This window comes from Caulobacter soli (assembly GCF_011045195.1).
Lineage (GTDB): Bacteria > Pseudomonadota > Alphaproteobacteria > Caulobacterales > Caulobacteraceae > Caulobacter > Caulobacter soli.
The window spans coordinates 786,236-799,410 of record NZ_CP049199.1; the positions used below are offsets into that span (position 1 = coordinate 786,236).

The window sequence follows — 13,175 nt, forward strand, 5'->3', positions numbered from 1 at the left end:
TCCAGAGCTATTGATCCGCTCATCCCGGCGAAGGCCGGGACCCAGATGGAATGGCGGTGTGGCGGGTTCCTCGAACTCTGAGCCTCTCCAATCAGGGTCCACGCCTTGGGATCTGGGTCCCGGCCTTCGCCGGGATGAGCGGAAATCAGGGGACGTGGCATGACCTTCCCCGCCTTCACCGCCACTCTGGACCGTCGCCTGCGCCCCGCCGCGACCGCGCCCCTGGCGGTGGGCTTTTCCGGCGGCGGCGACAGCCTGGCCCTGCTGATCCTGACCCTGGACTGGGCTCGCGCTCACGGCCGCGCGGTGCTGGCTCTGACCGTCGACCACCAGCTGAACCCCGCCAGCGCCGGCTGGACCGCCGACGCGGTCGCCAAGGCCCGCGCGCTGGGCGCCGACGCCCGCGCCCTGGCCTGGACCGGCCCCAAGCCGGCCTCGGGCCTGTCGGCCGCCGCCCGCGCCGCCCGCCACGCCCTGCTGGCCGACGCCGCCCGAGAGGCCGGGGCGCGGGTCCTGCTGCTGGGCCATACCAAGGGCGATCTGGCCGAGGCGGCCCTGATGCGCGCCGAGGGCTCGACCGTGTCGGATCCGCGCGCGTGGTCGCCGTCACCGGTCTGGCCGGAGGGGCGAGGGGTGTTCGTGCTGCGGCCGTTGCTGGCGGTGGGGCGCGGGGAGATCCGGGACTGGCTGGCGGCGCGGGGCGAGACCTGGCTGGACGATCCGGCGAACGAAGATCCGAGGTCGGCGCGGGCTAGGGCGCGTGTCCAGCTCTCCTCCCCCGAGAAGCGTAGCGTAACGGGGGAGGTGGCGGCGAAGCCGACGGAGGGGGCGTCCCCTTCCGCCGCTGACGCCCCCTTCGTCACGTCGCCTATCGGCGCCTCGCCACCTCCCCCGTTTCACGGGGGAGGAGAGGGCTGGCTCACGCTTCCCCGCACCGCCCCCGCCGCCCACGTCGCCGCCGCCTGCCTGTGCGCGGCCGGAACGTCCCAACCGCCGCGCGGCGACCGGCTGCAGCGGCTGGTCGACCGGATCCGGAGCGGCGAGACCTTCACCGCCACCCTGGCCGGGGCGCGGATCGAGGCGGCGGGGGAGGCGGTGTCGTTCTTCCGCGAACCCGGCGAAGCCCGCAGATCAGGTCCTCCCCCCACCGATCCTTCGGATCGCCTTCCCGACGGGGGGAGGGCCTTGCCCCCTGGTCAGCCCGTCGTCTGGGACGGCCGCTACGAACTCACCGCCGCCATCCCCGGCCTCGCCGTCCGCCCCCTGCAAGGCCTGGCCGCCCGCCTGCCGCCGGCCCAGCGCCAGGCCCTGAAGGCCCTTCCGGCCTCGGCCCGCCCCAGCCTTCCGGCCGTCATCGCCCCGGACGGCGCCGTCAGTTGCCCGATCCTTGCAGAGGCGAAATCGACGCGTGCGCGTTGTCTTGTCATGGCTCGTTTCGAGGCGGCGATCGGCCGTGTCGATCAAGAACCCGCGACATGATATCCCGCGCGTGGCGAAATGGGCCGGGCCGTCCTATCTTGGTTGGTCAGAGACTATCGTTGGGAAGACAACGCGTATGAATTTCAAGACCCTGGGCATCTGGTTGGCGATCGCGGTGGCTGTGCTCGGCATCTATGTCGTCAGCCAGAACGGCAAGGCCGGCGTCGGCAATGGCGGCGAGGTCAGCTACTCGCAGCTGCTCAAGAACGTCGACAGCGGCGAGGTCAAGAAGGCCAACATCAACGGCGATCTGGTCAAGGTCGAGCCGAAGACCGGCAAGCCCTACAGCGTCACCGTCCCGATCAATTCCGAAGACCTGGTCAAGCGTCTCGAGGCCCGCAACGCCGAGATCGTCTACCAGAAGGGCGGCAACATCCTGGTGGGCATCCTGTTCCAGATGCTGCCGATCCTGCTGCTGATCGGCGTCTGGATCTTCTTCATGCGCCAGATGCAGGGCGGCACCAAGGGCGCCATGGGCTTCGGAAAGTCCAAGGCCCGGCTGCTGACCGAGAACAAGAACCGCGTGCTGTTCGACGACGTCGCCGGCGTCGACGAGGCCAAGGAAGAGCTGCAAGAAGTGGTCGAGTTCCTGAAGGACCCGGCCAAGTTCCAGCGCCTGGGCGGCAAGATCCCCAAGGGCGCCCTGCTGGTCGGCCCGCCCGGCACCGGCAAGACCCTGATCGCCCGCGCCGTCGCGGGTGAGGCGGGCGTGCCGTTCTTCACCATCTCCGGTTCGGACTTCGTCGAGATGTTCGTCGGCGTCGGCGCCAGCCGCGTGCGCGACATGTTCGAGCAGGCCAAGAAGAACGCCCCCTGCATCATCTTCATCGACGAAATCGACGCCGTCGGTCGCCATCGCGGCGCCGGCCTGGGCGGCGGCAACGACGAGCGCGAGCAGACCCTCAACCAGCTGCTGGTCGAGATGGACGGCTTCGAGGCCAACGAAGGCATCATCCTGATCGCCGCCACCAACCGTCCCGACGTTCTGGACCCGGCCCTGCTGCGTCCGGGCCGCTTCGACCGCCAGGTCGTGGTGCCCAATCCGGACGTCGCGGGCCGCGAGAAGATCATCCGCGTGCACATGAAGAATGTGCCGCTGGCCGCCGATGTCGACGTCAAGACCCTGGCGCGCGGCACCCCCGGCTTCTCGGGCGCGGACCTGGCCAACCTGGTCAACGAAGCGGCCCTGACCGCGGCGCGCAAGAACCGTCGCATGGTCACCATGCACGACTTCGAATACGCCAAGGACAAGGTGATGATGGGCGCCGAGCGTCGCTCGATGGCCATGAGCGAGGACGAGAAGAAGCTGACGGCCTATCACGAGGGCGGCCACGCCCTGGTGGCCCTCAACGTCGCCGTCGCCGACCCGGTCCACAAGGCCACCATCGTGCCGCGCGGCCGCGCTCTGGGCATGGTCATGCAGCTTCCCGAGGGCGATCGCTACTCGATGAGCTACGACATGATGACCTCGCGCCTGGCGATCATGATGGCCGGCCGGGTGGCCGAGGAGCTGATCTTCGGCAAGCACAAGATCACCTCGGGCGCCTCCAGCGACATCAGCGCCGCCACCAGCCTGGCCCGCAACATGGTCACCCGCTGGGGCTTCTCCGACGAGCTGGGCACCGTGGCCTATGGCGACAACCAGGACGAGGTGTTCCTGGGCCATTCGGTGGCGCGCACCCAGAACGTCTCGCCCGACACCATGATCAAGATCGACAGCGAGGTCCGTCGCCTGGTCAAGGGCGGCGAGGACGAGGCCCGCCAGATCCTGACCGAGAAGCTGGCCGAGCTGCACTCGGTGGCCAAGGCCCTGCTGGAGTTCGAAACCCTCAGCGGCGACGAGATCATCGGCGTGATGAAGGGCGTCCAGCCGACCCGGATCGAGGACGAGAGCAACAAGATGCCGACCGGGCCGGTGGCCTCGGTGCCGGTGTCGACGGGCGTCACCGCCTAGCCGCTCTCGGTACGGAAGACTTGGGAAAGCCGGATCGGTTCGCCGATCCGGCTTTTTCTTTGCCTGTCGCGCGAGCCGGACTAGCCTGAACCGTGGCCGCGACAGGCGGCGGGGAGGCAGGCAATGAACAAGAAGGCGATCATCGCCCTGGCGGTTGGGGCGGCGCTGATGGGCGGAATGGCCCGCGCCCAGGACATCCACAAGGACGGCATGACCGGGCCAGAGGTGGCCGCCTGGCTGCAGAAGGGCGGCTACAAGGCCGAGCTGACCAAGGACGATCAGGGCGACCCGCTGATCAACAGCGCCGCCGAGGGCCAGACCTTCAAGATCTATTTCTACGACTGCGACGCGACCAAGCGCTGCAAGGCGCTGCAGTTCTCGGCCGGCTTCGACATGAAGGAAGGCCTGAAGCTGGAGAAGGCCAACGAGTGGAACCGCAAGAACCGCTATCTGAAGGTCTATCTCGACGACGACAACGACCCCTACGTCCAGTACGACGTCAATGTGAACGCCGGCCGCACGCTCGCGGGCCTGGACGACGACTTCGGCGTCTGGACGGGCATGATCGGGCAGTTCACCAAGTTCATTGATTGGTAGGGCTCCTCACCCGCGAAGCGGGGGAGGTGGCGCGATGCGAATACGCATCGTGACGGAGGGGGCGTCGCGGGCCTAAAACGCCGTCCATGACCACGCCTCACCCTCGCCCCCGCGTCATGGGGATCGTCAACGTCACGCCCGACAGCTTCTCGGACGGCGGGCGGTTCCTCGATCCCGGCGCGGCCCTGGACCAGGCCCGGCGGCTGATCGACGAGGGCGCCGACATCCTCGACATCGGCGGCGAGAGCACTCGCCCGGGCGCGGCCCCCGTGCCGGCCGCCGAGGAGATCGCCCGCGTCGTCCCCCTGATCGAGGCCATCCGCGCCGGCAGCGACGTGGCGATCTCGATCGACACCATGAAGCCCGCCGTGGCCCGCGCCGCCGTCGCCGCCGGGGCCACGATCTGGAACGACGTCGCGGCCCTGCGCTTCGCTCCCGACGCGCCGGAAGTCGCCGCCGAACTGGGCTGCGAGGTGGTGCTGATGCACATGCTGGGCGAGCCCGGCACGATGCAGGACGACCCGCGCTACGACGACGTGGTCGCAGAAGTCGAGGCCTTCCTGCTGGCCCGCGCCCTCACCGCCATGGCCGCCGGGGTCGAGCGCGAGAAGGTCTGGCTGGATCCGGGCATCGGCTTCGGCAAGACTCCCGCCCACAATCTAGCCCTGCTGGCCGCCCTGCCGCGCCTGGTGGCCCTGGGCTATCCGATCCTGCTGGGCGCCAGCCGCAAGCGCTTCATCGCCGCGCTGGACCCCCTGGGGGCCGACGCCGCCGACCGCCTCGGCGGCTCCCTGGCGGCCCACCTGCACGGCGCGTCCGCCGGCGTGGCGGCGGTCCGGGCCCACGACGCGCGCGAGACGGTTCAGGCGCTGACGGTGTGGGGGGCGATCGGGGGTGCGTAAGGCGGATCGGGAGGCCGAAGGAACGCGCATCGATCTGTTGGCGCAGGAGCTTGAAGGAGAGGGCCGGATCGAGCCGGCCATCGAACTCTACAGGGTTGCGGCGAAACTCGGCAACCTGGGCGCTCGCATACAGCTGTCGGCGCTGTTGGGTGATCTTGCGATGCCTCACGCTTCCGCCGAGGCCATCTACTGGATTCGCCGTTACGCCCCTGACTACCCCAGTCATGCGTGGTGGAACTTGGCGATGTACCATCGCCAGCGCGGCAATCGACGCTGGTACCTCTACTGGCTGAAGCGTTCGGCTGATGAGGGCGACGAAGACGCCATCGCCGCCTTGAACGACCCTGATCGGCTAAAGCAGGCTTGGTGGGCGCTCGACGGCATTGAACCGCCGCCGTCGTTTCGCCTGCGCGGAGTCTAGGTGAACACTCCATCCGTCCCGGATGGGGCCTCGCCTCCAAGGTTTTAAGGCGCGGCCTCGCCGCTGGCGAAGGTCGGAAGGGGCGTTTCCGGAAAGGCCCGTCCCTCCCCCCCGCGGGGAGGGTGGCGGCGAAGCCGACGGGTGGGGGCCGGTGCAGGGCGTTGGTCGGGGCGTGTTCCGCTGAGTTATCAAGCCCCACCCGACCCGCTACGCGGGCCACCCTCCCCACGAGGGGGAGGGAAGGGCTTCCTTACAACCGCGCGCGCCCGCCGCCCTTGAGCTTCAGCGCTCGCCTTGCGTGCTCGGCCTGGGCCGCGACCGGGGCCAGATCGGCCAGGATCGGCGCCGCCGGACCCGCCGGGGCGGCGGCCGCCGGGGCCACGCGCTGCAGGGGCACGATCAGCGCCACCTTCCTCGCCATGGCGGCCAGTTCGCCGATCGCCTTGGCCCTGTCGCGGGCTTTCCGGATCTGGGCCGGATCGTCGCTGCGCTCGATCATCGCCCAGGCCGCGTCGAGGGCGTCCATGAGCTTGGCCTGCAGGGCTTGGCTCCAGGCCAAGGTCCGAGCTGGGATGGGGGCGGGGGTGTGATGGGTCTGGGTCATGCCGATAGTGTGCGGCCGTCCCGGAGAGTGGGGATAGGAAACGTGCGTTTTTGTGTAAACCCTTGAGTTTGCTGGTGTCGATCTCGGCGCGAGCGGGGATAGAGGTCGCGTCTGGGATCGGGGACACACACTCACGGCAAGGCGCGAGGACAGTCGGCCAAGGCCGTGGGGTGAGTGTGTGTCCCCAACTGCGGCCCGAGCCTGGCGGCCTTGTGGATAACTTCGGCCGCTAGCGGGACGGCAGGGCGTCGGCCAGGTGGCACGACTTGCCCGCCGTGACGTGCTCCAGGCCGATCACGTCCAGCCCGTTGCCGTCCTCGTCCGGGACCTCGACATACTGGCCGAACACCTCGGCATAGACCGGCGCCTTCAGCGTCTTGAGCCGTTCGCGCAGCTTGGCGACCAGGGTCTGGCCCTTCTGGTCGCGCAGGACGTAGCGGTTGTCGGCCAGGTCGCAGCGGGTGAGGATCACCTGGTCCTTCTGGACGTCGACCGTGCCGATATAGACGTCCTGGGCCAGGGCCGGTCCGGCGAGGGTCGTCACGGCCAGGGCGCAGAGCGCGGCGAGCGTCGGTCTATTGGCCATTTTCGATCATCTCGAAGGTGTAGCTGCAGCCCGCCAGCGTCTTGCCCGGGTGCGAGGTGACGGTGGAGACGTTGAGGGTGATGCGGGTCTTGTAGGTGAAGCCGCCGGCCTTGCCCTTGTCGGTGGTGGTCGAGATCTCGCGCTCGCCCAGGAACTTGCCCGGCTGGTCGATGGCCGGCTGGATCTCCAGCTGCTTGGCCAGCGGATGCGGGTCGGCCTCGTCGAGCACGGCCATGGGGCCGGAGCTGTTGAAGACGATGTGGCGCGTCTGGCGTCCGAACACCGTGAGCGGCGCCTTCAGCGCATAGGCCTTGAGCATGAAGTTGTCGGTCTTTTCCTCGGTCAGCCCGAAGTGGGCCCGGGCCTGGGCGCCCTCGTCGCCGACCAGCCAGAAGGCCAGGGCGTTGTAGGACGGCACGTCGTAGGTGCGGCACTCGATCAGCTTGGCCAGGTCCAGCGTGGCGGGATCGATCTCGGTGTCGGCGGCCAGGGCCGAAACCGGCGCGAGACAGGCCGCGCCGAGCAGCGCGACGCAAAGCGATCTTCTCATCAGGAACCCCGACCCATGCAACCTGATGGGGAATACGCGCGGCGTGCGGTGAAGGTTCCGGGGAGAGAGGGTTCATCGTTGGCCCGTCTCCGACTCCCCGTTAGAACCCCCTCCATGACCCAAGCTCATCCCCAAGCCTTTCGGGGCCGCGTGCTCGTCCTGGCCGGATCGGATTCCGGCGGCGGGGCGGGGATCCAGGCCGACATCAAGACCATCACCGCCCTGGGCGGCTACGCGGCCACGGCGATCACCGCGATCACCGTGCAGAACACCCTGGGCGTGACCGGCGTGCATCCGATCCCGCTGGAGATCGTCGAGGCCCAGGCCCGCGCCGTGCTCGACGACATCGGGGCCGACGCCTTCAAGACCGGCATGCTGGGCGACGCCGCGACGGTCGAGGTCGTGGCCCGCGTGCTGGACAGCGCGAAAGGAACACCGGCCGTCATCGATCCGGTGATGATCGCCAAGGGCGGGGCCTCGCTGTTGGCCCAGGAGGCGATCGGGGCGCTGAAGAGCCTGCTGATCCCCCGCGCCGCCCTGCTGACCCCCAACGCCCCCGAGGCCGCCGCCCTGACGGGTCTGAGCGTCGAGACCACCGACGACCTGCGCCGGGCGGGCGAGGCCCTGCTGGAGCTGGGCGCCCATGCGGTGCTGATGAAGGGCGGCCACGTGGACGGAGAGCGGGTCGTGGACCTGCTGATCACCCGCCAGGGCGAGACCGCCTTCGAGGGCGAGCGGATCGAGACCCGCCACACCCATGGCACCGGCTGCACCCTGGCCTCGGCCTGCGCGACGGGTCTGGCCCAAGGGCTGACGCTGACAGAGTCGGTGGCCCGGGCCTGGAACTACGTCCACGAGGCCATGCTGCGCGCGCCCGGCTTCGGGGCGGGCCACGGGCCGCTGGATCATGCCTGGCCCCTCCGCATTGAAGGAGGGCGCAAATGAGCGATCTGGAGACCCGTCTGATCGACATCATTCGGGGCGTGCCGACCACGATGCAGGTGCTGAAGGTCGTCCGCGACCTGGGCCTGCCGGACGCCATGATCTTCTCCGGCGCGATCTACCAGCCGGTCTGGAACCACCTGACCGGCCGGGCGCCCGACTACGGGATCAAGGACTACGACGTGGCCTATCACGACGCGTCGGACACCTCGTACGAGGCCGAGGACGTGGTGATCCGGCGCGTGGCCGCCGCCTTCGAGCCGCCGCTGCGCGAGCTGGTCGAGGTGCGCAACCAGGCCCGGGTGCACCTGTGGTTCGAGCAGAGGTTCGGGGCCGACGAGCCCTATCCGCCGCTGGAGACCAGCGCCGACGCGCTGAAGCGTTTCGTGGCCACGGCCTTCTGCGTGGGCGTGCGGATGGAGGCCGACGACAGCCTCTCGGTGTTCGCGCCGTTCGGCCTGGACGACCTGTTCGCCCTGCACCTGCGCCCCAACCCGCTGCGGGTGAAGGGCGCGGGCGGTTGGGCGCGCACCACCGGCTCGGCCAAGGCGCGGTGGCCGGAGATCACGGTCGAGGGGAACTGATCCCTCTCCCCTGCGGGAGAGGGTGGCGGTCCGGAGGACCGTCGGGTGAGGGGTTGATGGTCGCGTCAACCGCGCACGGCGGACAGGTCTGGGAGACCCCTCATCAGACCTCCTTCGGAGGCTGCCTTCTCCCGCAGGGGGAGAAGGACCGGAAAACATTGTCCCGGGTGACAATGTTGCCTTTGATCCAGTGACGCCCTGGCCTTACGACCGCGAGATCGACCGGAGTTCTCGCCATGCGCCAGTGGACCATCGACGCCTTCGCCTCGGGCCCGTTCAAGGGCAATCCGGCCTGCGTGGTCGAGCCGTTTGAAGCGTGGCCCGACGCGGCCTGGATGCAGGCCCTGGCGGCCGAGAACAATCAGGCCGAAACCGCCTTCCTGCTCAAGACCGCCGATCCGGCGCGGTTCGGCCTGCGCTGGTTCACTCCGGCCATCGAGGCTCCGCTCTGCGGCCACGCCACCCTGGCCAGCGCCCACGCCCTGTTCCAGGAACTGGGCGTCGACGTTCCGCTGCTGACCTTCGACACCTTGTCGGGCGACCTGACCGTGCGGCGCCTTTTGATGGATGAGGGCGGGGAGGGGCTGGAAATGGACTTCCCCGCCGATCCGCCGCGCCGTCTGGCCGGCGTTGAAGGCCTGGCCGAGGCGCTGGGCGCCGAGCCGCTGGAGGTCTGGGCGGGGATGTATCTGGTGGCGGTGCTGAAGGACGAGGCGACCGTCCGGGGCCTGGCGCCGGACCTGGCCGCCCTACGCGCCGTGGGCGGCGAGGCCAGCGGCGGACCCGGCCAGGTGATCGCGGTGGCGCCGGCCGATCCGGGCCGGCCCTACGCCGTGGTGAGCCGCTTCTTCGCGCCGGCCGCCGGCATTCCCGAGGACCCGACCACGGGCTCGGCCCACTGCATCCTGACGCCGCTCTATGGCGACAAGCTGGGCGCGGCGACCCTGCGGTTCCATCAGGCCTATCCCGGCCGGGGCGGGGATCTGGACTGCGAAAACCACGGCGCGCGCGTTCTCCTGCGCGGCCGCGGCTTCACGATGGTGGAGAGCCGGCTGAGGGTGGAACCGGCTCTCCGTTAGACCTTCAGGTCTTAGTAGCGACGGCCGTAGCCGTAGTCGCGGTCGTGGCGCTCGTAGCGGATCTGGGCGCTGATGCGGTCGTAGCGGCGATCCAGGTCGGCGCGTTCCCAGCCGGTCAGGCCGCCGCGACGATAGCGCGACTCCAGGCGGGCGGTTTCGCGCAGGTCGCCCTTCAGGCGCCAGGCTTCATCGCGGGTCAGGCCGCCGCGGCGGATGCCCATGTCGATGCGCTGGTCCAGGCGGGCGACGCGGTCGCCGCCGACATCCTGGTTGTAGCCACGGTCATAGCCGCGCTCATAGGCCTGGGCCGAGGCGACGGCGGGAACGGCGGCGGCGACGGCCGAGACCGCGGCGATCGAAAGCAGGATCTTTTTCATCGGTACGGTTCCTCTCGAAATGTTTTCCGACGCCCGACGGGACGACGTTGGACACAAGAGAACACACCCAACCTGAAACGGTTCTGAGCCCGTCGTTATGTTCGGTTCAGGTAGATGAACTGGGCTGTGGGCGGGACGGAGCGCGGTTGGGGCAGGCACATGTGCCTGTCCCCGTCAGTTGGCCCTAAGCCGCCGCCACCTTCGCGCCGTCGCGGCGCGCGGCCGCCACGGCGGTTTCGATCGCGTCGTAGAGCTTGGTCACTTCGATCGGCTTGGCCACGTGGCCGTCCATGCCGGCGGCCATGTAGCCCTCCACCTGGTGGACCAGGGCGTTGGCGGTGACCGCCACGATCGGGATGCGCTTGCGGCTCTCGCTGACCTCGAGCGCGCGGATGGTGCGGGCGGCTTCGACGCCGTCCATCACCGGCATGTGGATGTCCATCAGCACGATGTCGTGGCCGCCGCGCTTCCAGGCCTCGACGCAGGCGGCGCCATCGGCCACCAGCTCGACCTCGGCGCCCAGCGGGGCCAGGACGGCGGCGATGACCTTCTGGTTGGTCGGATTGTCGTCGGCGGCCAGCACGCGCAGGCGGCGCTCGGACTCGATCGGCGGCGGGGCGGCTTCCACGGCGACGGGGAGGATGGCCTCGCCACGCGGCATGGCCACCACGACGGTGAAGGTCGAGCCCTGGCCCTCGCGGCTCTGCACATGCACGCCGCCGCCCATCAGGGCGGCCAGCTCGTTGCAGATCGACAGGCCCAGGCCCGAACCGCCGAACCGGCGGGTGGTCGAGCTGTCGGCCTGGACGAACTTGTCGAACAGGCGCGGCAGGGTCTCGGCGTCGATGCCGATGCCGGTGTCGACCACGTCGACCCGCAGGCCGCTGCCGTCGTCGGCCGAGGCGAAGCGCACCGAGACGCTGCCTTCGAGCGTGAACTTCAGGGCGTTGGAGACCAGGTTGCCCAGGATCTGGCGCAGGCGGTCGGCGTCGCCGCGCCACGGACCCAGGGCCTCGGGCGCGACGAAGACACCGAACTCCAGGTTCTTCTGGCGGGCCTGGGTGGCGTAGGATTCGCGGATCGACAGGGCCAGGCTGGCCAGGTCGAAGTCGCGGTCGACCAAGTCCAGGCGGCCGGCCTCGATCTTCGACAGGTCCAGCACGTCGTTGAGCACCGACAGCAGCAGGCCGCCGGACTCGCGGATCACCGACAGGCGCTCGCGCTGGGCGGCGGAAAGCTCGCCCATGGCCATCACCTCGGTCATGGCCAGCACGCCGTTCAGCGGGGTGCGGATCTCGTGGCTCATATTGGCCAGGAAGTGCGACTTCAGCACATTGGCGGCGTTGGCGTCGTCGCGCGCCTTGACCAGTTCGGCCATCGCGCCGCGCAGGTCGTGGTCGTTGATCTCCAGCCGCGAGACCAGGTGGTTGAAGCTGTCGGTCAGGCTCTGGAAGACCTCGTCGTCGGCCGCCTGTTCCACCGGCTTGAACTGGCCGTTGGCGGCGACCTCGCGCATGGCGTTGGACAGGCGCTCCATCGGCTTGGTCATGCGCCGGGCCAAGCCGTTGGCCAGCAGGATCGCCAGGCCCGCCGAGCCGAAGAACAGGGTGCCGGTCAGGGCCAGGTCGCGGGCCATGATGTCGGTCAGGCTGGGGCGGCGGGCGGCCAGCGACAGCGAGCCGACCTGGCGCGAACCCAGCTTGATCGGGCGGACCAGGGTGTCGACCTCGGCCTCCTTGATCGCGCCGATCTGGGCGACGACCTGGCCTTGCATGTCGGTCAACTGGACGGAGGCGACATTGGGCGCCTTGGCCACCGCCTCCAGGGCGCGATAGGCACCGACGGTGTTGCGGTCGGCCATCGGCGCGGCGGCGCCGGCGGCCACCATCTGGGCCAGGATCTCGTGGTTGGCCTGGGACTCCTGGCGGGCGACGCTCCACTGCTGGAGCATGAAGCACAGGCACGCGGCCAGCAGCGCGGCCACCGTGGTGGTCAGCGCGACAGCCGCGATTCGCGCCTGCAGGGGCGCATGCGTCGCGGCTCCAGAGCTGCGGCTGTCGTCGATCATTTCCCGTCCCAGGAGAATCCTAGCGATCTAACCTCTCGCAATCTTCCTAACGCTTCGCTTCCAAGATACCGCGTCCCCGCTACAAAACAACGTTAACGCGCATTTCTCATTGCCTTCTTCTTAACTTTTCGTTTACCTCTTTTCTTAGTCTTTCATTAAGGAGATGGGGCTTTGGAAAAGATTTTCGTCGTTAAACGAGTCGCCGCGAAGCTGCATGGCAGTGAAGCCGCGATCGACACGGCCATGGTTCAAGTCGCCGAAATGATGGGCGAACTGGTCCAGGCTCGTAAGGATCTGGGCCTGTCGGCGACCGTCGCCGCCGGCGCCTCCGCCAAGGTCGCGGCTGCGGTGGCCGCCCTGTCGGAAGCCCGTTCGGCCATGGTCGCCGCGCACGCCGAACTGGACGAAACCCGTCTGCGTCTGGGCGTCCGCACCAAGATGATGGGCTGGGAAATCAAGCTGTCGGCTGGCGAGCCGGTGGCTGACGAGCAGGTCGCTCAAGCCAGCTAAGCAATATTGCAAGAGTTTAATCCTTAGGGTCTCCGTTTCACGATAGAGACTCTAAGGATGAACCCGCACGTTGCTCTCTTCTTGGGATGGGCCGCCACCTTGGTGGTGTGCAGTCTGGCTTGGCTAAGAGGCTCCGCGGCGGAGCGCTGGGGTGCGGTGATCATCCTGGTCGGCGCCGTCGCGTCGCTTCTGATCCAGCTACTGCTGCCGGCCCGTCCGCAAGCCACGGCGTCGCTGTTCTGCGAGGGTCTGTACGGCTTCAGCTTCCTGCTGCTGGCCCTGCGCTACGCCAGTCCCTGGCTGGGCGGCGCGATGCTGCTGCAGGCCATCCAGTTCAGTCTGCACGCCTATTACCTGGTCGGGGATCGACCCCACGACCTGACCTATCGCGTGGTCAACAACCTGAACTCAGCCGGGGTGCTGGTCTGCATCCTGTTCGGCATCGCCGCCTCGTGGCGTCGTCAAGCCCGCGCCAGTGACCGCCAGGTTCGCGCCGGCAATCATTTCTCTGGTAAATAATTT

The 13,175-nt window shown here is 68.9% G+C and carries 15 protein-coding genes; 10 read left to right on the plus strand and 5 right to left on the minus strand.

Annotated elements, in window-relative coordinates; translation table 11 throughout:
• Positions 1-159: 159 nt before the first annotated feature.
• From tilS to G3M62_RS03965, 5 genes are all read left to right on the plus strand, one after another.
• Complete coding sequence (gene tilS, locus G3M62_RS03945; RefSeq protein ID WP_165184888.1) at positions 160-1,479, plus strand: tRNA lysidine(34) synthetase TilS; 1,320 nt, start codon at positions 160-162, stop codon at positions 1,477-1,479.
• 76 nt (positions 1,480-1,555) lie between these two features.
• Positions 1,556-3,433, plus strand: coding sequence for an ATP-dependent zinc metalloprotease FtsH (ftsH, locus tag G3M62_RS03950; protein ID WP_165184890.1), 1,878 nt, complete (start codon positions 1,556-1,558; stop codon positions 3,431-3,433).
• 123 nt (positions 3,434-3,556) lie between these two features.
• Positions 3,557-4,030 (plus strand): YbjN domain-containing protein, encoded by a 474-nt coding sequence (locus G3M62_RS03955; RefSeq protein WP_165184892.1) that lies wholly within the window; start codon positions 3,557-3,559, stop codon positions 4,028-4,030.
• A gap of 86 nt (positions 4,031-4,116) precedes the next feature.
• A complete protein-coding gene (folP, locus tag G3M62_RS03960; RefSeq protein ID WP_165184893.1) occupies positions 4,117-4,932 on the plus strand; it encodes a dihydropteroate synthase in 816 nt (271 codons plus the stop codon).
• Entirely contained in the window at positions 4,925-5,353 is a 429-nt protein-coding gene (locus tag G3M62_RS03965; protein WP_165184895.1) for a hypothetical protein, read from the plus strand. Before folP ends, G3M62_RS03965 begins: the two co-directional genes overlap by 8 nt.
• A gap of 250 nt (positions 5,354-5,603) precedes the next feature.
• Here G3M62_RS03965 and G3M62_RS03970 read toward each other — a convergent pair whose 3' ends face one another.
• The 3 genes from G3M62_RS03970 to G3M62_RS03980 form a co-directional block, all read right to left on the minus strand.
• Positions 5,604-5,957, minus strand: coding sequence for a hypothetical protein (locus G3M62_RS03970; protein ID WP_165184896.1), 354 nt, complete (start codon positions 5,955-5,957; stop codon positions 5,604-5,606).
• Positions 5,958-6,186: 229 nt separating this feature from the next.
• Positions 6,187-6,543 (minus strand): hypothetical protein, encoded by a 357-nt coding sequence (locus tag G3M62_RS03975; RefSeq protein WP_165184898.1) that lies wholly within the window; start codon positions 6,541-6,543, stop codon positions 6,187-6,189.
• On the minus strand, positions 6,533-7,093 hold the full coding sequence (locus G3M62_RS03980; RefSeq protein WP_165184899.1) for a hypothetical protein: 561 nt from the start codon (positions 7,091-7,093) through the stop codon (positions 6,533-6,535). The genes G3M62_RS03975 and G3M62_RS03980 overlap by 11 nt, the downstream gene beginning before the upstream one ends.
• A 114-nt stretch (positions 7,094-7,207) precedes the next feature.
• Here G3M62_RS03980 and thiD point away from each other — a divergent pair, with 114 nt between their 5' ends.
• The 3 genes from thiD (at position 7,208) to G3M62_RS03995 (ending at position 9,698) form a co-directional block, all read left to right on the plus strand.
• Positions 7,208-8,038 (plus strand): bifunctional hydroxymethylpyrimidine kinase/phosphomethylpyrimidine kinase, encoded by an 831-nt coding sequence (gene thiD / locus G3M62_RS03985; RefSeq protein ID WP_165184901.1) that lies wholly within the window; start codon positions 7,208-7,210, stop codon positions 8,036-8,038.
• A complete protein-coding gene (locus G3M62_RS03990; protein WP_165184903.1) occupies positions 8,035-8,619 on the plus strand; it encodes a nucleotidyltransferase family protein in 585 nt (194 codons plus the stop codon). The genes thiD and G3M62_RS03990 overlap by 4 nt, the downstream gene beginning before the upstream one ends.
• A 236-nt stretch (positions 8,620-8,855) precedes the next feature.
• Positions 8,856-9,698: a PhzF family phenazine biosynthesis protein gene (locus G3M62_RS03995; RefSeq protein WP_165184904.1), complete on the plus strand. Its 843-nt coding sequence runs from the start codon at positions 8,856-8,858 to the stop codon at positions 9,696-9,698.
• 11 nt (positions 9,699-9,709) lie between these two features.
• Here the strand turns inward: G3M62_RS03995 and G3M62_RS04000 are convergent, their stop codons facing one another.
• Positions 9,710-10,075 carry a hypothetical protein gene (locus G3M62_RS04000; RefSeq protein ID WP_165184906.1) on the minus strand — a complete coding sequence of 122 codons (366 nt, stop codon included), beginning with the start codon at positions 10,073-10,075 and terminating at the stop codon, positions 9,710-9,712.
• 184 nt (positions 10,076-10,259) lie between these two features.
• Positions 10,260-12,143, minus strand: coding sequence for an ATP-binding protein (locus G3M62_RS04005; protein ID WP_165184907.1), 1,884 nt, complete (start codon positions 12,141-12,143; stop codon positions 10,260-10,262).
• A gap of 171 nt (positions 12,144-12,314) precedes the next feature.
• Here G3M62_RS04005 and G3M62_RS04010 point away from each other — a divergent pair, with 171 nt between their 5' ends.
• Positions 12,315-12,653, plus strand: coding sequence for a hypothetical protein (locus tag G3M62_RS04010; RefSeq protein ID WP_165184909.1), 339 nt, complete (start codon positions 12,315-12,317; stop codon positions 12,651-12,653).
• A gap of 156 nt (positions 12,654-12,809) precedes the next feature.
• Positions 12,810-13,172: a hypothetical protein gene (locus G3M62_RS04015; RefSeq protein WP_246263461.1), complete on the plus strand. Its 363-nt coding sequence runs from the start codon at positions 12,810-12,812 to the stop codon at positions 13,170-13,172.
• Positions 13,173-13,175 lie beyond the last annotated feature (3 nt).

Excerpts from the sequence above, each read along its gene's own strand:
- G3M62_RS04005 (WP_165184907.1), bottom strand. The coding sequence starts at position 12,143 with ATGATCGACGACAGCCGCAGCTCTGGAGCCGCGACGCATGCGCCCCTG.
- G3M62_RS03970 (WP_165184896.1), bottom strand. The coding sequence starts at position 5,957 with ATGACCCAGACCCATCACACCCCCGCCCCCATCCCAGCTCGGACCTTG.
- tilS (WP_165184888.1), top strand. The coding sequence starts at position 160 with ATGACCTTCCCCGCCTTCACCGCCACTCTGGACCGTCGCCTGCGCCCC.
- folP (WP_165184893.1), top strand. The coding sequence starts at position 4,117 with ATGACCACGCCTCACCCTCGCCCCCGCGTCATGGGGATCGTCAACGTC.
- G3M62_RS03955 (WP_165184892.1), top strand. The coding sequence starts at position 3,557 with ATGAACAAGAAGGCGATCATCGCCCTGGCGGTTGGGGCGGCGCTGATG.
- G3M62_RS03995 (WP_165184904.1), top strand. The coding sequence starts at position 8,856 with ATGCGCCAGTGGACCATCGACGCCTTCGCCTCGGGCCCGTTCAAGGGC.
- thiD (WP_165184901.1), top strand. The coding sequence starts at position 7,208 with ATGACCCAAGCTCATCCCCAAGCCTTTCGGGGCCGCGTGCTCGTCCTG.
- G3M62_RS03990 (WP_165184903.1), top strand. The coding sequence starts at position 8,035 with ATGAGCGATCTGGAGACCCGTCTGATCGACATCATTCGGGGCGTGCCG.
- ftsH (WP_165184890.1), top strand. The coding sequence starts at position 1,556 with ATGAATTTCAAGACCCTGGGCATCTGGTTGGCGATCGCGGTGGCTGTG.
- G3M62_RS03975 (WP_165184898.1), bottom strand. The coding sequence starts at position 6,543 with ATGGCCAATAGACCGACGCTCGCCGCGCTCTGCGCCCTGGCCGTGACG.
- G3M62_RS04000 (WP_165184906.1), bottom strand. The coding sequence starts at position 10,075 with ATGAAAAAGATCCTGCTTTCGATCGCCGCGGTCTCGGCCGTCGCCGCC.
- G3M62_RS03980 (WP_165184899.1), bottom strand. The coding sequence starts at position 7,093 with ATGAGAAGATCGCTTTGCGTCGCGCTGCTCGGCGCGGCCTGTCTCGCG.